This is a genomic window from Oryzomonas japonica, assembly GCF_008802365.1.
In the GTDB taxonomy this organism is placed as follows: domain Bacteria; phylum Desulfobacterota; class Desulfuromonadia; order Geobacterales; family Pseudopelobacteraceae; genus Oryzomonas; species Oryzomonas japonica.
Genome location: NZ_VZQZ01000001.1, coordinates 249,511 through 268,037 on the forward strand (window position 1 = coordinate 249,511; position 18,527 = coordinate 268,037).

The window sequence follows — 18,527 nt, forward strand, 5'->3', positions numbered from 1 at the left end:
CCATGGAACGTCTCGGCTTTGCCGGAAAAATAGCCCACGCCTTCATCGACTCCAAGCTGACGCCGCTGATCGTTGCCGCCTCGCTCCTTCTGGGCGTCTTTGCGGTCAAGATGACCCCACGGGAGGAAGAGCCCCAGATCGTCGTGCCGATGGTGGATATCTACCTCCCCCTCCCCGGCTCATCACCCCAGGAGGTGCAGGAGCGGGTGGTGAAGCCCTTCGAAGGCAAGCTCTGGGAGATCAAGGGGGTCGAATACCTCTACTCCATGAGCCGACCCGGCATGGGGATCATTACGGTGCGCTTCCTGGTGGGGCAACCCATGGAGGATTCGCTGGTCAAGCTCTACAACAAGGTCATGAGCAACCACGGCATCCTCCCGCCGGGAGCGGGGGAGCCGCTGGTGGTGCCGAAATCCATCGACGATGTCCCCATCATGGCCCTGACCCTCTGGTCCCAGCGTTATGACCACGCCACCCTCCGTACCCTGGCCCGGGAGATCTGCGATGATCTGAGGAAGGGCGACAATGCCGCCGAAACGGAGATCAAGGGCGGATTGACACGCCAGGTGCGGGTGACCCTGGATGCCCCGCGACTGGCCGGTTATGGCCTCTCGCCCCTCCAGGTGGCGGCGGCCCTGCAAAAGGGCAACGCTGCGCTGGCCTCCGGTTCCTTCACCAGCGGCAACCGGGAGATGCTGGTGGAAACCGGCAATTTCCTGGAGAGCAGCGATGCGGTCAAGCGCCTTGTGGTGGGGGTGTACAACGGCAAACCGGTGTATCTGGCCGACGTGGCCCAGGTCACCGATGGGACAAGGGTGCCGGATACGTATGTCTTTATGGGCATGGGGCCGGGGGCCCATGCCAAAGGCCTGACCGGCGACCCGAACCAGGATTACGCCGCGGTGACCATCTCCATCGCCAAGCGCAAGGGCGCCAACGCGACCTGGGTGGCCGAGGACCTGCTGAAAAAGGTCGAGGCCCTCAAGGGGAAAGTGATCCCCGCGGATGTGCAGGTCACCGTCACCCGCAATTACGGCGAGACCGCCAAGGAGAAGAATAATGAACTCCTGTTCCACATGTTCCTGGCGGCGCTTTCGGTCACGATCCTGATCGCAGTGTTCATGGGGTGGCGGGCCGGAGCGGTGGCCGCCATCGCCATTCCGGTCACCCTGGCCCTGACCATGCTGATCTTCTACCTGATCGGCTACACGCTCAATCGCATCACCCTGTTCGCCCTGATCTTCTCCATCGGTATTCTGGTGGACGACGCCATCGTGGTGGTGGAGAACATCCACCGTTACTTCACCACCACGGTGCTCAAACCGTTGGAGGCCGCCGTCCGCGCGGTGGACGAGATCGGAAATCCGACGGTGCTGGCCACCTTCGCGGTGATCGCTTCGATCCTGCCCATGGGCTTCGTGGGCGGGCTGATGGGACCGTACATGCGTCCCATCCCGGTGGGGGCCAGCATGGCCATGATCTTCTCCATGCTGATCGCCTTTATCGTGACCCCCTACTTTGCCTACCGTTTTATGAAGGGGGAATCCCATTACGGTTCCAACGAGGCGCCCGAGGATTCGAAGCTGACCGCCTTTTACCGCAAGGGCATGGGGGCCCTGATCCATAACGTCACCCTGCGCTACAGTTTCCTGGCAGGGGTGGTGGTCCTGCTGTTGCTCTCCTGCTCGCTGATCTGGTTCAAGGCCGTTACGGTCAAGATGCTCCCCTTCGACAATAAGAACGAGTTGCAGGTGATCATCGATGCGCCGGACGGGACGCCGCTGGAGCAGACCGCCCGCATTACCCGCGAGATGGGGGATGCCCTGAGGAACGTGCCCGAGGTCAGCGATTTCCAACTCTACATCGGCACCAGCGCGCCCTTCAACTTCAACGGCCTGGTACGCCACTACTACCTGCGCCGTGGGCCGAACCTGGCCGATATCCAGGTCAACCTGCTGCGCAAGGACGAGCGCAAAGACCAGTCCCATGCCATTGCCAAGCGCATTCGGCCACTGCTGAAGGCGGTCGCCGACAAGTACGGGGCGCGGGTCAAGGTGGCCGAGATTCCCCCCGGACCGCCGGTGCTCTCGACCCTGGTGGCCGAGGTCTATGGCCCGGACGACGCCAGCCGTGCGGGGGTTGCCGCCAAGGTCAAGGCGATCCTGGCCCGGACCGCCGGGGTGGTTGACGTGGACTGGTATCGGGAGGACGACCAGCAGAAGGTGACCCTCGCCGTTGACCGGGAAAAGGCCGCCCTGGCCGGCATCCCGGTGGAGGATGTGGCGCGGACGCTCAAGATCGCCCTGGGGGGGCAGGATGTGGGGTTGCTGCATCTGCCCCGGGAAAAGGAGCCGGTCACCATCAACCTGCGCCTGCCGGTCACCCAGAGAAGTTCTGTGGCCGACCTCGCGTCGATCTCCCTCCCCGGGCCCAGGGGCAACGTACCGCTCTCCCAACTGGTGCGGGCCACCACGGGGGCCGAGGAAAAGACACTGTATCGCAAAAACCTGAAGAATGTGGTCTACGTGATCGGTGACGTGGCGGGCGAGATCGAGGCCCCGGTCTACGCCATCCTCAAGGTGCGCGACGAGATCGCCGCCCTGCCGACGCCGGACGGGGCAAAGATCGAGGTGCTGGCCTCGCGGCAGCCGTGGAGCGAGGAACACGTGGGCATGAAGTGGGACGGCGAGTGGCACATCACCTACGAGGTCTTCCGCGACCTGGGCATGGCATTCGGCGCGGTGATGGTGCTGATCTACATCCTGGTGGTGGCCTGGTTCAAGGACTTTACCACCCCCCTGGTGATCATGGCCCCCATCCCCCTGACCCTGATCGGCATCCTGCCGGGGCACGCCCTGTTCGGGGCGTTCTTCACCGCCACCTCCATGATCGGCTTCATCGCCCTGGCCGGCATCATCGTACGCAACTCCATCATCCTCATCGACTTTGCCGAGATGAAGCGCCGGGAGGGGATGCCCTTGGACGAGGCCATCATCGAGGCCGGCGCGGTACGTTTCCGCCCCATGCTCCTGACCGGCGCGGCCGTGGTGGTGGGGAGCTTCGTGATCGTCTTCGATCCGATCTTCCAGGGACTGGCCATCGCCATGATGTGTGGGGAGATCGCCTCCACGACCCTGTCCCGGGTGACCATACCGGTCCTGTACTATTTGGTGCAAAACTGGAAGGAACGGCATAACGGTAAGAAGCAACAAGAGGCATGATGACACAGGGGTGACAGAGCAGGGGGCACACGACGCCCGCATCCTGTCCATCCGCATACCAACGTACGAGAGAGGATTTCATGTTCTGGTCGAAAAACACACAACCATCGCCGGGAGGGGTGGAACTGTCCGAACAATGTCGGAGCGAGGCCGAGGCGCTGTATCGCTCGGGGAAATATCATTGCGCCGAGGCGGTGCTGGCGGTGGTCAGGAATCATTTCCGCCCCGACCTGCCCGAGGAGGTGGTGCAGATGGCCAGCGGTTTCGGCGGCGGCTCCGGCTCCGGCTGTATGTGTGGCGCCGTATCCGGCGCCACCGTGGGACTGGGGCTGGTGTTGAAGGAAGACAAGAAGCTGATCAGCCATCTTACCCGCGAACTGCATACCTGGTTCAAGGGAAAGTATGGGGTAACCTGCTGCAAGACCATCCGCGCCACCAACGACAAGGGTATCTGCCCGATATTGACGGGGGAGGTGGCGGGAAAGATAGCGGAGATGTTGGCAAAAAGGTAGAAGCGGGCAATTTGCGCTTCTGGAGGATGGAATGCTTGTGAGTGTTCCGTCGCAGAGAAACAGAGGAGAAATGCACATGAAAGAAGAATATTACGTCGAACGGGTGGTCCGCATCATTGCCGGGTCATTCATCATCGTCTCGTTGCTGCTGGCCCATTTCCATTCCCCCTACTGGCTCTGGTTCACCGGCTTTGTCGGCCTCAACCTGTTCCAGTCCGGCTTTACCCAGTTCTGCCCCCTGTTCACGATCCTGGGGAAGATGGGGGTGCCGCGCTTTCCCAAGGGGGCCTGCCCGCCGCGAGATTAAGAGGTTGTTGAAAAACAGCCATCTCGTCGCCGTCCTCGAAAGCCCTTTTGTGACTGAGGCCTTTGGCCTCACCCTTCGGGCGCCTTCGCGGTCCAATTCAGCAAGCTGAATTGTGCGGCGTAGCGCTGCTACGCCTCCGCGGGGCATTCTGCGGGTGCGGCGATCTGACTATTTTTGAACAACCTGGATTTTTCAATAGCTTGTTAAAGGGTGCACATCACCTGGCGGACCCGGTATTCGCCGCCGATGATCAGGTACTCTCCCTCCCCCTTCATGATGCTGCCGGGCAGCAGGTCGTTGTAAAAGAAGATCTTGCTGAGCGGCACCTCGACCCGCCACACCGTGGAGCCGAACTCCCAGGCCCGCTCCTCGTCCGAGGTGAATGAGACCAGGTTGTTCAGACGGACGATCTGCTCACGTTTGCCGATCTGCTCCAGCACGCTGTGTTCATTGGCATCGTAGGTGCCCCGGTAGAGGGGGATGGTGAGGGCTGCCGGATACTTGCGGACCAGCTCGAACTGGCAGTATTCGTAGAGCAGGTCGAGTTGGGACTGGATGGCGTTGGTGCGGGCGCTCCCCTTCATGACATCCACCGAAAAATCGAAATATGCCTCGCTGTGGATGTCGGAAATCCTGGCGCGGTGGAAGGTGGGGGTGATGCCCATGCGGCTCTCGACCCAGCGTTTGAGCACCGCCCCCTCTACGGAGTTGGAATCCATCATCCAGCCGCGCAGGAAACGCAGGTAGCTGTTCTTGATGCTTTTGCGGGCGGTGTCGGTGGCCTGGTCCTGCCAGTTGTGGAGCTGAAACTTGACCGACATGAAGTCGTTGAAGATCAGGGCGCGCTCCTCCTGGGAGGATATGGAGGCCAGCTTCTCGAACAGGAAACGATTGCCCTCCTTGACGCCCTGAATCTCCAGCGGTTGGGGATTGTCGTTGAAGTGGCGCGAGGCGATAACCCACGGCGGCAGGTTGCAGTAGTTGAATGAACCGTTTTCCACAGGTTATCACCTCGTTGTGAATGGTTACTCTCTCGAACGGGCTACAGTATCTTTGCCAGTTCCACCAGCGTGGCTTTAATGGGGCCGGATACCGCGAAAGCGGTAATCCCCAGTTTTTCCAGTTCACCCTGGGGATGCTCGCCCATTTGGGCCGTCACCACCGCCCGGCATCCCGTAAGCGCCTCGGCAATCCCTCTCAGGGCGTGGCCGCGCAGCGGGTTCTCCGGATCAAAGCTACAGTAGCGCTCCACCCTCTTCTCATCAACCAGTTTGGCCTCGTCCTGTTCCACGTCATAGATCAAAAAACGCTCGGCATGACCGAAGTGCTGGTTGATTTCCTTGCCGTCCTTGGATGCGACTGCGATGAGCATACCACCTCCTTGCCGCAATCCGGCAGAATTTTCAAATCCGCCGAATCCCGACCGGTCTTCTACAGTGAGACCGGCTCAAAGGTAAAGCACTTCTTGGAACAGGTGCGGCCGCACGCCTGGCAGCCGATGCAGTTGCCGTCATTCTCGATCTTCATGAACATCTTGGCCGAGTCATCCTCGTCCAGTTCCTCGAAGGCCAGGACGTCGTGGGCGCAGACCTTGAAACAGCGTCCGCAGCCGATACAGAGCTCTTCGTCGATGGACTTGATGAATTGGGGGGTCCATTCCTGTTTGTTCTTTGTCAGGGCGGTGATGTAAGACATGGTTCTTTCCTCCGTTATGTTTGTGTGATGTGGCGCGTGTCCTGCGGGTACATCAATCCTCCAGAAACGAGGTGGCCTGTTCCTTGTTCATTGCCTTTCTGATCCATGGCGGCGGGTTGCCGCGCAGGACCTCCTGAAGCCGTTCGACGGTCTCCTTCAGGCTGACTTCAGAGCCGGTTTTCATGGGGTGGATCTTCTTGGCAACCAGTTTGGCCGCCGCCGGGCCGCCGATCTGCATGGTATAGACGATGGCGCAGTCGGCGATGGCGCTGGCCCGGGCCATGATGCGGTCCTCCTCGTCTTCGGCCGTGGTGATGGCAGTGACGGTCGTGAGGAACTCCGCCGCGTCCGGGCCGACCTCCCAGATGTGGAAGCTCTGGCACTGGCCGAAGTGCTGATCGATCATCTCGCCGGTTGAAGTGGTGAATGCTATTTTCATGGTTGGCTCCTTGTTTGCCCAGAGGCCCGGTGGATTCGGCGAATCCCCTGTCTGCTCTGCGGCGGAATTGCCTATCAGTTATGCGCCACTCGCAGCGCTTCCTTGGCGTTGGCCTGGAACAGGGTGGCCACCTCGAAGACCAGATTCATGGTTCCCCGGTAGCCGACCCAGACCTTCTGGTGGGCGCCCAGGCGATCGAAGACCGGCACTCCCGCCCGCAGGTGTGCCCCGATCTTGAGCTTGCCGGCCGCCTGGCGGCCGTTGGAGTTGGCCACCAGCAGATCGACACCCTGGGCGGCGTCTTCCAGGTCCTCCAAGTCGCCCACGGCGACGTTTGCGCTCGGCAGGGCGTCCAGCCCCCTGGTACGGGTAGCGCTGAGGGCCGCCTGGATTTCGCATCCCATGCCGCTCAGGAAGGTGGCCAGCGCCTTGAGGTTGTCCGATTCCAGGGCAAGGGCCACCTTCTTGGTGCCGAACTGGTAGTGGCTGTCCAGCATGGCGTCCATGAGGCGGCTCCGCCAGCGGCGGTGCTTTTCCGGGATGGGGAGCCCGGCGATGGCGCTGAGCGTCTCCATGAAGCGGTCGGTCTCGGCCAGTCCGGTCAGGGAGTTGAATCCATAGGCCGGGATGCCGAAGCGCTCGTTGAGTTTCAGGCCGGCCTTGGCCAGGGAGTCGCCGATATACAGGGTCGCTACGCTTCGGCCCGCCGTGCGGATAGCGTCCACCGTAATGCCGCCGGTGGAGAGAGGCGAAACCACATCGTCAACGTGCCCGTCCATGGCATTGGCGATGTCCGGGATGGTCAGCACCGTCAAGCCGAAAGACTCGACCAACTCCTTGATCTCTTCCACGTCGGCGGGCGTGAGATGGGCGCCCGGCAGCAGGTTGACCTGCCGCTCCATGGCCGGGCCCGCTTCCGGCAGGGTGGCGAGGATCGCTTCCACGGTGGCGGCGTACCCTTCCTGGAGGGAACCGCAGTAGTCGGGGGTGGATGCCCATACAATCGGCACGCTGGCGCAATCGGGGTTTTCCTGGCGGAAGTGGACGATGGCACTCTGCACGTCGTCACCCATGGTCTCGGTCAGGCCGGAGGTCATGATGCCCACCACCTCGGGCTTGAACTTTTCGATCACCCGCTTGATGCCCTTCTTGAGATTTTCCCAGCCGCCGAAGATGGCCGTTTCCTCGCTCATGGTGGTGGAGTTGAGGGCGATGGACTCTTTGTAATGCCGCGACAGTTGCAGGCGGATGAACGTGGAGCACCCCTGGGCGCCGTGCAGCAGTCCCAGCATGTTGTCGATCCCCAGGTAGGCCATGGTGGCACCCAGGGCCGGGGAATTCTTCTGCGGGTTGACCGTGGCGCATTTTGTAGAAACCTTGACCCGGGAGGCCGAGAGGTCCTCGGCCAGGAACGTGGCGGCGTGACCCGCAGCCGCGGCAACATCGGCGGCGAGTTCGTCATCGCTTTTTTCCCACGGTGCCGGGGCGTTCACCACCGGCCAGATCGGGTTGTTGACCGTCAGGTCGAGCTGGCGGGCAAAGGTCACCATGCCCTCGTAACCGGCGTAGGGGTGGGAACGGCCATGGTTGATGTCCAGAAATGGCGTCTTGGTCTTGAGCGCCAGGTACTTTGTTTTGCCGCCGGCCACAATCAGGTCCGGCATCTTCTCGGCCATGACCCCCAGGAGCCCCGCGGTGGAGGTGTCCTCGATAATCTTGGCGTCCTTGTGCATCAGGCTTTTCATGCGGTAGAAATCTTCCAGGGTCGAGTTCTGGGTGCCGGCTGCCAGAATTTCGACGCCCAGTTCCCGCAGGGAGTTAACCATGGACCAGGTCTTGACGCCGCCGGTGAACAGCACGGCCCGCTTCCCCTCCAGCCGGGCGCGGTAGGGGGCGATGCGCTGGCGGCACAGCTCCTCTTCCTCGGCCAGGAGTTGTTCCACCCGGTCCTGCATGGTCCGCTTCTCGAGGCCGTTGACCGCATTGTCCAATTCTCGGGCAATATCCCTGAGCGCCTTGGCCGTATCGGTCATGCCGTAAAAAGACTCTTCTATGTAGGGCATGCCGTAGGTTTTCTGCATCTTCTTGGCCAGGTTGGTCAGGGACTTGGAGCAGATAATGATGTTGAGTTTCGCCCGGTGGGCGTAGCGCAACTCCTCGAATTTGGCGTCCCCGCTGATGCAGGAGAGGATCTGGATGCCCAGGCGGTTGAAGAGCGGCATCATGCCCCACAGGTCGCCGGCGATGTTGTACTCGCCGATCAGATTGATGGGATAGTCACCCAGCACCGGTGGCTCGGCCGTGCCGACGACATATTTGAACAGTATTTCGCCGGCCAGCCGGTTGCCGATGTTTTTGTCGCCGATAAAGCCGGGGGTATTGACCGGGATGATCGGGATGGTTGTCTTCTCCGAGGCGGCCTTGCAGACCGCCTCCACGTCGTCGCCGGTCATGGCGGTCACGCAGGTGGCGTAGACGAACATGGCGTTGGCCTGTCCCTTGTAACGCTCCGCCAGGTCCAGGATGGCCTTGTAAAGCTTCTTCTCGCCGCCGAAGATGACGTCGTTTTCCAGCATCTCGGTCGTGAAGCCCCGCCGGAAGAGCTGTGAGCCGGAAGAACGGGCGCCGCGGTTATCCCAGGAGTTGCCGGCGCAGGCGATGGGGCCGTGCACCAGATGGATCACATCGGTAATCGGCATCAATACGACACGGGCGCCGTCGTAGGCGCAGGAGCGTTCGGTGCCTTCGCCGGGTTCGGATTTCTTGCAGAATTTCGGCGCGCCCTTGTCGTGGGTTTCGCAGTCGGTTGTGTCGTACCAGTCGGGCTTTGCCATGATGTCCCTCACCTCTCTCTGGGCAAACCTGTCGGCCCCCAATAAAAAAGGCGCGCCATTTCGGTAAATGGTTGGCGCCTTTGCCAAATATCTTCCCCTGTTTCGGTTATGCATGTCTGTTTTTCAGGTATGCAGGCACTTTGCATGTGGTATGCCAAGCTGATTGTTGTAGCAATATCGAATTGTTATGTTTGTTGGTGGGGCGCGGAGAGGTCTATACGGGATATGTTTGCTGTTTTTTTGTGCACAGGGGTGCCGTGGGAGAGCAGGGGGAGGTGCCGGCGATGACTAAGATGTGGGCATTTGCGTTCGCGACTCCAGCGGGAGAGGGGCTGTTCCCGGTGCGCCGGTGCCATAGCCGTCACCAGGGGCGTTGGCCGCCGACGCAAAATGACTGTCGGCAAACGGTGGCCTCGCCCGGCCGCAGATACAAAAAAACGGGATGGAATCAGCCGATTCCATCCCGCAGATATTTTACAGATGCCGGGCGGTTAGCCTTTTGAGGCCCGTTTCCGTTTGGTCGGGTCCAGTTCCTTCTTGCGCATACGGATCGAGAGCGGAGTGACCTCCACCAATTCATCGTCGTCGATGAATTCCAGGGCCTGCTCCAGGGTCAGGATGCGCGGCGGTATCAGCTTGATGGCGTCGTCCGTGCCGGAGGCGCGCACGTTGGTCAGCTTCTTCCCTTTGCAGGGGTTGACGTCCAGGTCGTTGTCCTTGGCGTGCTGGCCGATGATCATGCCGCCGTAGACTTCCACCCCGGCCCCGATGAAGAGGGTGCCGCGGGGCTGGAGGGCGTCCAGGGAGTAGGCGGTCGTCTCGCCGTGCTCCATGGCCATCAGCACGCCGTTCTTGCGGCCCGGGATGTCACCCTTGTAGGGTGCGTATTCGTGGAAGGTATGGGTCATGACCGCCGTGCCGCGGGTATCGGTCAGTACTTCGCCCCGCAGGCCGATCAGGCCGCGGGCCGGGACGATGAACTCCAGGCGCACCATGTCGCCCATGGGGCTCATGGCCGCCATTTCACCCTTGCGCGGTCCCATCTTCTCGATGATGGCGCCCTGGAACTCGGAGGCCACATCCACCACCAGGTACTCCATCGGCTCCATCTTCTGGCCGTCCTTCTCGCGGATGATGACCTCCGGTTTGGATACGGCCAGCTCGAAGCCTTCGCGGCGCATATTCTCAATCAGGATCGACAGGTGCAACTCGCCGCGGCCCGAAACCTTCAGGGTGTCCGGGGAGTCGGTGTCTTCCACCCTGAGGGATACGTTGGTGCGCAACTCCTTGGTCAGGCGCTCCCGGATGTTGCGCGAGGTGACCCATTTCCCTTCCCGGCCGGCAAAGGGGGAAGCGTTGACCATGAAGTTCATGGCCAGGGTCGGTTCGTCGATGGAGACATAGGGGACGGCGATGGGGTTCTCGGCCGAGGCCAGGGTCTCGCCGATGCTGATCTCGTCGAAGCCGGCCACGGTAACGATATCACCGGTTTCCGCCACGCTGATTTCCACCTGTTTCAGCCCTTCGTACCCCAGCAGTTTGGTTATGCGTCCCCGCTGGATCGTGCCGTCCTGTTTGATCATGGCGACGGTCTCGCCGGAGGAGACGCCGCCGTTGAAGATGCGGCCGGTGGCCATGCGTCCGATGTAGTCATTGTAGTCAATATTGGCCACCAGCATCTGGAAGGGGGCCTTGGCATCTCCCTGGGGGGGGCGGACATTGCTCTCGATCACGGCGAAGAGAGGTTCCATGCTGCTGGAATCGGCACTGACGTCCAGCTTTGCGTAGCCCATCTTGGCGCTGGTGTAGACAACCGGGAACTCCAGTTGCTCGTCGCTGGCGTTCAATTCGCAGAACAGGTCGAAGACCATGTTCAGCACCTCGTCCGGCCGGCTGCCGGGACGGTCGATCTTGTTGATAACCACGATCGGCTTCAGTCCCAGGTCAAGGGACTTCTTGAGTACGAAGCGGGTCTGGGGCATGGGGCCGTCCAGGGCGTCGACCAGCAGGAGTACCGAATCGACCATCTTCAGGACGCGTTCCACCTCGCCGCCAAAGTCGGCGTGGCCCGGGGTATCCACAATATTGATCTTGTAGCGGCCATGGTGGATGGAGAGGTTTTTGGCCAGAATGGTGATGCCGCGCTCTTTCTCCAAGTCGTTGGAATCCATGACGCGTTCGGTGATGGCCTCGTTTTCCCGATAGACGCCGGAATGGCGCAGCATGGCGTCAACCAATGTGGTCTTGCCATGGTCGACGTGTGCGATGATGGCGATATTTCTGATACGTTCCTGCATGGTAAAACTCCTAATCTTTCAAAATAAAAGGACGGGCATACGCCCGTCCAGATTAACTCTTATTACTATGTCAGCTTTTCAGGCCGCTGGCAAGCAAATATCGTGTAACAATCCATTATGCCGGATATTTTGCGTCTCTGTGGCGTTGAAAATAGACTCAGGCCGGTTTTAAACGTCCGCATTCCGGGTTAGTGGTCATGGTACCCCAGCACCACCAGCAGGCAACTCCCGTCGGCAATGACATTGATGTGCCGCTGCCGGCAGAGGGCCACCGCCTCGGGGTGCTCCGCCCCCGGCTGCATCCAGATGTTCTCGATCCCCTTCTCCAGGGCCAGGGGCACAAGCTGGGCGGTTACCTCGGGCGGGGTGATCATGGAGATGCTCTTGACCTGGGGTGGAAGATCGTTGATGGCGGCAACGCAGGCAACCCCTTCGATCTCCTTTTCATTGGGGTTGACCGGTATGGTCTCGTAGCCGTGCTGCAGGTAGCAGCGCAGCACCTTGTTGCCGTATTTGGAACGATTCTTCGATGCCCCCACAACCCCGAAGGCCGGCGAGGCGAGGAATGTGTCGATCTGTTGTTGAGCGGTCATGTTCGGCTCTTTTCTCCGGTCAAGCCCGGACCTGTCCGTCGCCGTAGACGATGAACTTGGTGGTGGTCAGATCCTCCAGCCCCATGGGGCCGAAGGAGTGCAGCTTGGTGGTGGAGATGCCGATCTCGGCCCCCAGGCCGAGCTGGCCGCCGTCGGCGAAGCGGGTCGAGGCGTTGACCAGCACGCAGGACGAGTTGACCTCGCGGATGAAGCGCTGGGCCCGGCCGTAGTCGCTGGTGACGATGGCCTCGGTATGCAGGGAGCCGTAACGGTTGATGTGGTCGATGGCCGCATCCATGTCTGCCACCACCCGGCAGGCAAGGATCAGCTCCAGGTATTCCGCATGCCAATCCTCCTCGGTGGCAGGCGTGGCCGAGGGGGCATACCGCCGGAAGGTTTCGTCGCCGCGCAGTTCCACCTGGAGCCCTTCCAGGGTGGCGGCGATGCGGGGGATGAAGACGGCCGCCACATCCTTGTGGATCAGGAGGGTTTCCAGGGCATTGCAGACGCCCGGGCGCTGCACCTTGGCATTGACGACGATCTTTTCGGCCTTGTCGAAATCGGCCGTGGCATCCACAAAGACGTGGCAGACCCCCTTGTAGTGCTTGATGACCGGGATACGCGAGTTCTCCGAGACAAAGCGGATCAGGCTCTCGCCCCCCCGGGGGATGATCAGGTCGATGGACTCTTCCTGTTTGAGCATCTCCAGCACCCCTTCCCGTTCGGTAAAGGGGAGCACCGCCAGGGCCGCCGGCGGGATGTTCATGCCGGCCATGACCCGGGTCAGGATTGCGGCGATGGCCAGGTTGGAGTGGATCGCCTCCGATCCGCCCCTGAGGATCACGGCGTTTCCTGCCTTGAGGCAGAGGGCGGCCGCATCGGCGGTCACGTTGGGGCGGGCCTCGTAGATGATGCCGATCACCCCCAGCGGGATGCGCATCTTGCCCACCATCAGGTCGTTGGGGCGCTTGCGCATCCCGGTGATCTCACCCACCGGATCGGGCAGGGCGGCCACCTCGCGCAGGGCGGCGGCAATGGCGGCGATCCGCTTTTCATCCAACATCAGGCGGTCGAGCATGGCGGCGGAGAGCCCTTTCCGGCGCCCCGACTCCAGGTCCTTGCCGTTTTCGGCGATGATCCCGGCCGTGTCCCCTTCCAGGGCATCGGCCATCCGCAACAGCATGTCGTTCTTGGCGGTGGTGGACAGACGCGCCATAACCAGCGAAGCCTGACGGGCCTCCACGGCGATTTGTCTGATCTGTTCGGCAATACTCATAATTGGTTTCTCCTGCGGCCACGATCCCGGGCCCAGTAGTATCAGCATGGTGTCAGTTTACGCAAAAAGTCCCCATCCTTCAAGATAATTAAGGGGTTCACCCGTCACTGCCGGGTGTCCGGAGCGATTGTAATGATATTGACCTGCATTTTCAAAGTGGTATAATTATGTCGTAGGTGACTATGGTGTACAAAGGAGGTGCATGGTCATGAGAGGCACGACACATCTCAGATCTGTACGGGACACCGGTGAAACCACAACGGTGCCGGTAACGGCGGAGCATGTGCCCGCAACCCGGGGGAGTTGGCTTGAAACCACACGGCTTCCCAGCCTGATCGACGACATGGAACGGATGATGAATGAGATGTTCCGGCGCCCGTTCTTTGAAACGGGCATGGCACCGTTCAGGGGGTTCCTGCACGACATGGGGCGCGAAGGGATGTCGCCATCGGTGGATGTCTTCGAGGACGCCGGCACTATCGTCGTCAAGGCCGATTTGCCGGGTCTGACAAAGAACGACATCACGGTGAAGCTGATTGACAACATGCTTGAAATCAGCGGCGAGAAGAAGACCGAGGAAAAGATCGACACGCGTGATTACCTGAGGCTTGAACGTGGCTACGGCAAATTCAGCAGAACCTTGCGGTTGCCGGAAGGGCTGGACGCCGACAAGGTGATCGCCAAGTTCGACGGGGGGGTTCTGGAGATCAGGGTCCCCAAAGTGGAGGACAAGCGGGTGGTGAAGAATATCGCCATTAAATGACGAGAGCAGCCATGAGAAGGTGCAACAGACGCGGGGCGGCGCAAAATGCCGCCCCGTTTTTTACGCCCCTGAATCCGTGACGCCTCCATGCCTTGTTTGTCCGGAAGGCCTCAGCCTTTGCCTTTAGGGAGATACCGGCAACCCGACGGAGGACCGGCAGGGTGGGTGGCTCGCCACGACAGGGGCGGCGTGCGGGCCCCGGCTCTTCCGGTCAAAGCGGCATTCCGGCGTCACGGATTCAGGACGCCCTCCGGCTTACCGGGTGCAGCGGTGGGCCGTAATCACCGCTTTCACCGCCGTCACGACGTCGGCGGCATCCTCTTTCGTCATCTTGGGAAAGAGCGGCAGGGAGAGTATCCTCTCCGAGGCATAGGTGGCCACCGGCAGGTCGCTGTCGACTATGCCCAGGTGGTCGCGATAGTAAGGATGGTGGTGGATGGCCTTGTAGTGCAGCCCGCTGCCGATGTTGTGCTTCTTCAACTCCGCCATGAACTGATCGCGGTCGATGTCCAGTTTTTCGATCCTGATCAGCGGCGTGTAGAGGTGCCAGGCGTGGCGCTGGTCATAGGGGGCAGAGGCGGGCAGCGCCAACTCGGCGACGTCGGCGAACTCCCGGTTGTAATAGGTCGCGATCTCAGTCCGCTTTTGGATGAAGTCGTCCAGTTTGGGGAGTTGGTGGATGCCGATGGCGGCCTGGATATCCATCATGTTGTATTTGAAGCCTGGCAGGAGGATGTCGTAGTTGGGGGTGCCGCTGGCGGCAAAGCGCTTCCAGGCCTCGCGGCTCATGCCGTGGAATTTGAGCAGGGAGATCTCCTCGGCCAACGCCTCGTCGGCCGTGCAGACCATGCCCCCCTCGCCGGTGGTGATGTTTTTGTTGGGGTGGAAGGAAAAGATGGAGATGGAGTCCAGGGAGCCGATGCGTCGCCCTTTGTATTCGGTGCCCGCGGCGTGGGCCGCGTCCTCGATGACGGTCAGGTTGTGTTCCCGGGCCAGGGCGAAAATAGGGTCCATGTCGCAGGACTGGCCGGCAAAGTGCACCGGGATGACGGCCCGGGTGCGGTGGGTAATCTTTTCCCTGATCCTGGCCGGATCGATATTGAGGGTGCCGGGTTCGATGTCCGCCAATACCGGCGTGGCGCCGCAGAGGATGATCATGCTGACCGTGGAGGCGAAGGTCATGGGGGTGGTGATGATCTCGTCCCCCTCCTTGATGCCGAGGGCCAGCAGGGTCACATGCAGGCCGGCGGTGGCCGAACTCAGGGGGATGGCGTAGGGAGCCCCCACATAGGCCTTGAAAGCCTCCTCGAAACGCTTGACCTTGGGGCCGGTGGTGATCCAGCCGGATTTGAGGGAGTCGACGACCTCGTTGATCTCGGCATCTTCGATGGTTGGGGTGGAAAAGGGGAGAAAGGTTTCGCGCATGGAAGAACTGCTCCTTGATTTTTGTCGAGGGCAACCCGGCAGGGCCGCCCGGTGTATTGAAGAGATAAAAGACTACCGGTTCGATATCAGCCGTCGCCGGCCCGATTCCCCCAGAACCCGCGGGGCGGGGTGGAGCAACGGAAGCAGGCGGTCGAGTTCGCCCTTTTTGAGGATGATCAGCAGCGGGGTATCGCTCGCCCACATCCGCAGCAGCGCCTGCTGGTCGGGAAACCAGGCGGATTGATCCCCCTGTTTGCTGCCGAACTCCAGTTCGTCCAGTTTATCGGTGACCATGATCCGGCGCTGGGTGTACCAGGAGACCCCCTGCTGGGGACCGAAGGTCACGATGGGTGTTTGCGGCCCGGCCAGGGAGCGGGCTTGCAGGGCCAGGGGGCGGGAGGATTCGACCTGGGCGATGGGCACCATTATCAATCGCGGGATGAAAATTACAAGCAGAAAGGAACAGAGGCAGAGCGTAACCACCATGCGGAACGGGTTGCTGCCCGCAAAGACCATGGCGGCTATCCCCTGTATCAGAAACAGTGCTGCGATGAACGTGCCCCCCGCTGCGGTCACCGCCGGAGCGTTGTTGATGAACTGGTGCAGCGGGTCGCTCAGCCTCGGCAGAACTCCGGCAAGCAGGTCGGCCAGCTCGGGCAGGCGGGCATAGGCCAGGGCCGCGACGCCCAGAATGGTCAGGGTCATGCCCAGCAGAATGGAGGCCAGCTTGAGCTCTCGTCCCTGGCCATCCAGCACCTGGTCGATACGGTTGGCGATCAGGATGGCCAAGGGCGGAAAGATCGGCAGGATGTAGGGGACCAGCTTGGAGTTGGACTTGGAGAAGAACAGGAAGATCAGCACCGTCCAGATCAGGAGGTAGAGCCCGGCCTGGCTGTCGTCGTGATGGCGGTCGCGCCAAGCCCGTTTCAGGGCTCCGGGGATGAAAAACGACCAAGGGAGCAGGGTTGCCGCCAGGACCGGTAGAAAAAACCAGAACGGCTGATAGCGGCCATGCACGGTGCTGGTGAAGCGTTCAAAGTGCTCGTGGATGAAAAAAAAGCGGGCGAATTCGGGATTCCGCAGGGAAACCACCACGAACCAGGGAGCGGCCAGGGCCAGGAACAGCGTCAGGCCGGTGGGGATGCGCATCTCGCCGAGCAGTTTCCAGCGTTCGCTCAACAAAAGGTAAAAGAAGATGATGCCGGCCGGGAAAACGATGCCGATCAACCCCTTGGCCAGCACCGCAAGGGCGCAGAACAGATAGAAAGCGTACCAGGGCCCCGCAGTGCTGCGACGCCCCTCGCGCTGGCTGGCTATGATAAAGGCCCCCAACGCTGCCGTGAGGCAGAAGGTCAACAGCATATCGGTCAGGATGATGCGCGACTGGAGCACGAAACCTGCCGCAGTCCCCAGGATCGCCGCCGCAATCAGGGCCGTGCGCCGGCCGTACAGACGTCGGGCGATGATATAGGTTGCCAGCATGGTCAGCAGGCCGCACAGTGCCGACGGGAAGCGGGCGGCCTGCTCGGTGAGGCCGGAGAGCTTGAGGGAAGCGGCGTTCAGCCAGTATAGGAGCGGCGGCTTCTCGAAATATTTGACGTAATTGAGGGTCGGGGTGACGAAATCCCCCTGCTCCACCATCTCCCGGGGGATCTCCGCGTAGCGTCCTTCATCGGGATCGATCAGCGGCAATCCTCCCAGAAACTGGAAAAAGGGGATGCCCAGGACAAAGGCCAGGATCACCATGTCCCGCAGCCAGCCGCTCCCCCCGTCGTGGACGTACCCCTTCAGGTCCCTCACGGCGTTTCCCCCTTTTCCCGGCGCACGAGGTCAAAGGGCTCGACCGCAAAGGGGGGGGCAAGGAGAATTCGCTGGTTGGGGTTGGCGGTATCGGCCTCGACGGAGTCGCCTTCCGGCGTCAAGAATTGCATATCCCGTACCGTCAGTCGCTCCGCCCGCATGCCGGGACCGATGAACTCCAGTTCGTCACCCGAGCGGATGCGGTTGCGCACCCCGATCACAACCTCGCCGTCGGCGCGTGCCGTTTCCACCAGACCGACGAACTCGTGGCTGCGGATGTAGGCCGCGTGATATTCCTGCCCCACGTTGCGGGGAGCGCCGAAGAGAAAGCCGGTGGTATACCCCCGGTGACTCAATTTGGCCAACTCCTCCAGCCATTCGGGCCGGCAGTGCCAGCCGGCCGGGTTTGCACGGTACTCGTCCAGCGCTTGGCGGTAGACCCGCAGTACCGAGGCCACATAATTGATCCCCTTCATGCGCCCCTCGATCTTGAGCGCGGACACCCCACTCTGCACCAGTGCCGGCAGATGCTCCAGTAGACAGAGGTCCCGGGAATTGAAGATGAAGGTGCCGTTTTCGTCCTCCACCACCGGGAAGTATTCGCCGGGGCGGGTTTCCTCCACCAGATGGTAGCTCCAACGGCAGGGGTGGGCGCATTCCCCCTGATTGGCGTCGCGGCCCGCCATGGCGCTGGAAATCAGGCAGCGGCCCGAATAGGAGATGCACAGGGCGCCGTGGACAAAGGCTTCGAATTCCACCTCCGGGACGTGGGTCACGGTCTCGCGGATAGCGTCCAGGCCCATCTCCCGCGCCAGGTTGATCCGCTTGACCCCTTGGCTGGCCCAGAATCGGGCGCTCTGCCAGTTGATGGTATTGGCCTGGGTGGAGAGGTGCAGTTCGCGTTGGGGGGAGATGGTGCGCACCATGGCCATGACGCCCGGGTCGGCCACGATGTAGGCGTCGAAGGGGAGGTGCGCCGTCTGGCGGAGAAATTCCTCGAGCCGCGGCAATGCATCGTTGTGGGGGTAGCTGTTGACCGTCAGGTATGCCTTCACCCTGTGGCTGTGGCAATAGTCCAGGGCTGCCGGCATCTCCTCGATGTCGAAGTTGTCCGACAGATTGCGCAGCCCGAAGGAGCGCCCGCCCAAATAGACGGCATCGGCGCCGTAATGGACGGCGATCTTGAGTTTTTCCATGTTGCCGGCCGGAGCCAGAAGTTCGGGGGTGTTCACGGATGGTTCCCGTCGTGATGTGGTGGCTGGATGCGTGGAGAGAAAATGCTAACATATTCTGCCCGTTAATTAAACCAAGAAAAAACGGTTGGCCGTAGTTTGTCCGGCCCCCCGGGAGTACGGCTTACATGGT

15 protein-coding genes are annotated in these 18,527 nt (G+C 61.3%); 4 read left to right on the forward strand and 11 right to left on the reverse strand.

Going from position 1 to position 18,527, the window contains the following annotated elements; genetic code table 11:
• Positions 1–2: 2 nt before the first annotated feature.
• The 3 genes from F6V25_RS01125 to F6V25_RS01135 all read left to right on the forward strand — a co-directional run bounded on the left by F6V25_RS01125 (position 3) and on the right by F6V25_RS01135 (position 4,040).
• A complete protein-coding gene (locus tag F6V25_RS01125; RefSeq protein ID WP_151126417.1) occupies positions 3–3,221 on the forward strand; it encodes an efflux RND transporter permease subunit in 3,219 nt (1,072 codons plus the stop codon).
• An 80-nt stretch (positions 3,222–3,301) separates the two neighbouring features.
• A complete protein-coding gene (locus F6V25_RS01130) occupies positions 3,302–3,733 on the forward strand; it encodes a C-GCAxxG-C-C family protein (RefSeq protein ID WP_151126419.1) in 432 nt (143 codons plus the stop codon).
• A gap of 76 nt (positions 3,734–3,809) precedes the next feature.
• Positions 3,810–4,040: a YgaP family membrane protein gene (locus tag F6V25_RS01135; RefSeq protein WP_151126422.1), complete on the forward strand. Its 231-nt coding sequence runs from the start codon at positions 3,810–3,812 to the stop codon at positions 4,038–4,040.
• A gap of 203 nt (positions 4,041–4,243) precedes the next feature.
• On the opposite strand, the gene F6V25_RS01140 is transcribed toward F6V25_RS01135, so the two are convergent.
• The 8 genes from F6V25_RS01140 to F6V25_RS01175 all read right to left on the reverse strand — a co-directional run bounded on the left by F6V25_RS01140 (position 4,244) and on the right by F6V25_RS01175 (position 13,174).
• Positions 4,244–5,041 carry an NAD(+)--dinitrogen-reductase ADP-D-ribosyltransferase gene (locus F6V25_RS01140; RefSeq protein WP_151126425.1) on the reverse strand — a complete coding sequence of 266 codons (798 nt, stop codon included), beginning with the start codon at positions 5,039–5,041 and terminating at the stop codon, positions 4,244–4,246.
• A gap of 41 nt (positions 5,042–5,082) precedes the next feature.
• Entirely contained in the window at positions 5,083–5,412 is a 330-nt protein-coding gene (locus tag F6V25_RS01145; RefSeq protein WP_151126428.1) for a NifB/NifX family molybdenum-iron cluster-binding protein, read from the reverse strand.
• Between the two features lie 59 nt (positions 5,413–5,471).
• Entirely contained in the window at positions 5,472–5,735 is a 264-nt protein-coding gene (gene fdxB / locus F6V25_RS01150) for a ferredoxin III, nif-specific (RefSeq protein WP_149307528.1), read from the reverse strand.
• Positions 5,736–5,787: 52 nt separating this feature from the next.
• Positions 5,788–6,174: a nitrogen fixation protein NifX gene (gene nifX / locus F6V25_RS01155; protein ID WP_151126431.1), complete on the reverse strand. Its 387-nt coding sequence runs from the start codon at positions 6,172–6,174 to the stop codon at positions 5,788–5,790.
• A gap of 74 nt (positions 6,175–6,248) precedes the next feature.
• Complete coding sequence (locus F6V25_RS01160) at positions 6,249–9,008, reverse strand: bifunctional nitrogenase iron-molybdenum cofactor biosynthesis protein NifEN (protein ID WP_151126433.1); 2,760 nt, start codon at positions 9,006–9,008, stop codon at positions 6,249–6,251.
• 491 nt (positions 9,009–9,499) lie between these two features.
• Entirely contained in the window at positions 9,500–11,305 is a 1,806-nt protein-coding gene (typA, locus tag F6V25_RS01165) for a translational GTPase TypA (protein ID WP_149307525.1), read from the reverse strand.
• Positions 11,306–11,493: 188 nt separating this feature from the next.
• On the reverse strand, positions 11,494–11,898 hold the full coding sequence (locus tag F6V25_RS01170; RefSeq protein ID WP_151126435.1) for a CoA-binding protein: 405 nt from the start codon (positions 11,896–11,898) through the stop codon (positions 11,494–11,496).
• Between the two features lie 19 nt (positions 11,899–11,917).
• On the reverse strand, positions 11,918–13,174 hold the full coding sequence (locus F6V25_RS01175; RefSeq protein ID WP_151126438.1) for a glutamate-5-semialdehyde dehydrogenase: 1,257 nt from the start codon (positions 13,172–13,174) through the stop codon (positions 11,918–11,920).
• 208 nt (positions 13,175–13,382) lie between these two features.
• Here F6V25_RS01175 and F6V25_RS01180 point away from each other — a divergent pair, with 208 nt between their 5' ends.
• The gene (locus F6V25_RS01180; RefSeq protein WP_151126441.1) at positions 13,383–13,937 is read left to right on the forward strand and encodes an Hsp20/alpha crystallin family protein; all 555 of its coding nucleotides are present in this window, start codon (positions 13,383–13,385) and stop codon (positions 13,935–13,937) included.
• A 255-nt stretch (positions 13,938–14,192) separates the two neighbouring features.
• On the opposite strand, the gene F6V25_RS01185 is transcribed toward F6V25_RS01180, so the two are convergent.
• The 3 genes from F6V25_RS01185 to F6V25_RS01195 form a co-directional block, all read right to left on the reverse strand.
• Positions 14,193–15,362 carry a DegT/DnrJ/EryC1/StrS family aminotransferase gene (locus F6V25_RS01185; RefSeq protein WP_151126444.1) on the reverse strand — a complete coding sequence of 390 codons (1,170 nt, stop codon included), beginning with the start codon at positions 15,360–15,362 and terminating at the stop codon, positions 14,193–14,195.
• Positions 15,363–15,434: 72 nt separating this feature from the next.
• Complete coding sequence (locus F6V25_RS01190) at positions 15,435–17,162, reverse strand: phospholipid carrier-dependent glycosyltransferase (protein WP_246166925.1); 1,728 nt, start codon at positions 17,160–17,162, stop codon at positions 15,435–15,437.
• Positions 17,159–18,394 (reverse strand): peptidase U32 family protein, encoded by a 1,236-nt coding sequence (locus tag F6V25_RS01195; protein ID WP_151126447.1) that lies wholly within the window; start codon positions 18,392–18,394, stop codon positions 17,159–17,161. The genes F6V25_RS01190 and F6V25_RS01195 overlap by 4 nt, the downstream gene beginning before the upstream one ends.
• Between the last annotated feature and the right edge of the window lie 133 nt (positions 18,395–18,527).

What these genes read in the sequence shown, in the direction of transcription:
- F6V25_RS01125 (WP_151126417.1), top strand. Translation starts at nt 3, where the DNA reads ATGGAACGTCTCGGCTTTGCCGGAAAAATAGCCCACGCCTTCATCGAC.
- F6V25_RS01130 (WP_151126419.1), top strand. Translation starts at nt 3,302, where the DNA reads ATGTTCTGGTCGAAAAACACACAACCATCGCCGGGAGGGGTGGAACTG.
- F6V25_RS01135 (WP_151126422.1), top strand. Translation starts at nt 3,810, where the DNA reads ATGAAAGAAGAATATTACGTCGAACGGGTGGTCCGCATCATTGCCGGG.
- F6V25_RS01145 (WP_151126428.1), bottom strand. Translation starts at nt 5,412, where the DNA reads ATGCTCATCGCAGTCGCATCCAAGGACGGCAAGGAAATCAACCAGCAC.
- fdxB (WP_149307528.1), bottom strand. Translation starts at nt 5,735, where the DNA reads ATGTCTTACATCACCGCCCTGACAAAGAACAAACAGGAATGGACCCCC.
- nifX (WP_151126431.1), bottom strand. Translation starts at nt 6,174, where the DNA reads ATGAAAATAGCATTCACCACTTCAACCGGCGAGATGATCGATCAGCAC.
- F6V25_RS01160 (WP_151126433.1), bottom strand. Translation starts at nt 9,008, where the DNA reads ATGGCAAAGCCCGACTGGTACGACACAACCGACTGCGAAACCCACGAC.
- typA (WP_149307525.1), bottom strand. Translation starts at nt 11,305, where the DNA reads ATGCAGGAACGTATCAGAAATATCGCCATCATCGCACACGTCGACCAT.
- F6V25_RS01170 (WP_151126435.1), bottom strand. Translation starts at nt 11,898, where the DNA reads ATGACCGCTCAACAACAGATCGACACATTCCTCGCCTCGCCGGCCTTC.
- F6V25_RS01175 (WP_151126438.1), bottom strand. Translation starts at nt 13,174, where the DNA reads ATGAGTATTGCCGAACAGATCAGACAAATCGCCGTGGAGGCCCGTCAG.
- F6V25_RS01180 (WP_151126441.1), top strand. Translation starts at nt 13,383, where the DNA reads ATGAGAGGCACGACACATCTCAGATCTGTACGGGACACCGGTGAAACC.
- F6V25_RS01185 (WP_151126444.1), bottom strand. Translation starts at nt 15,362, where the DNA reads ATGCGCGAAACCTTTCTCCCCTTTTCCACCCCAACCATCGAAGATGCC.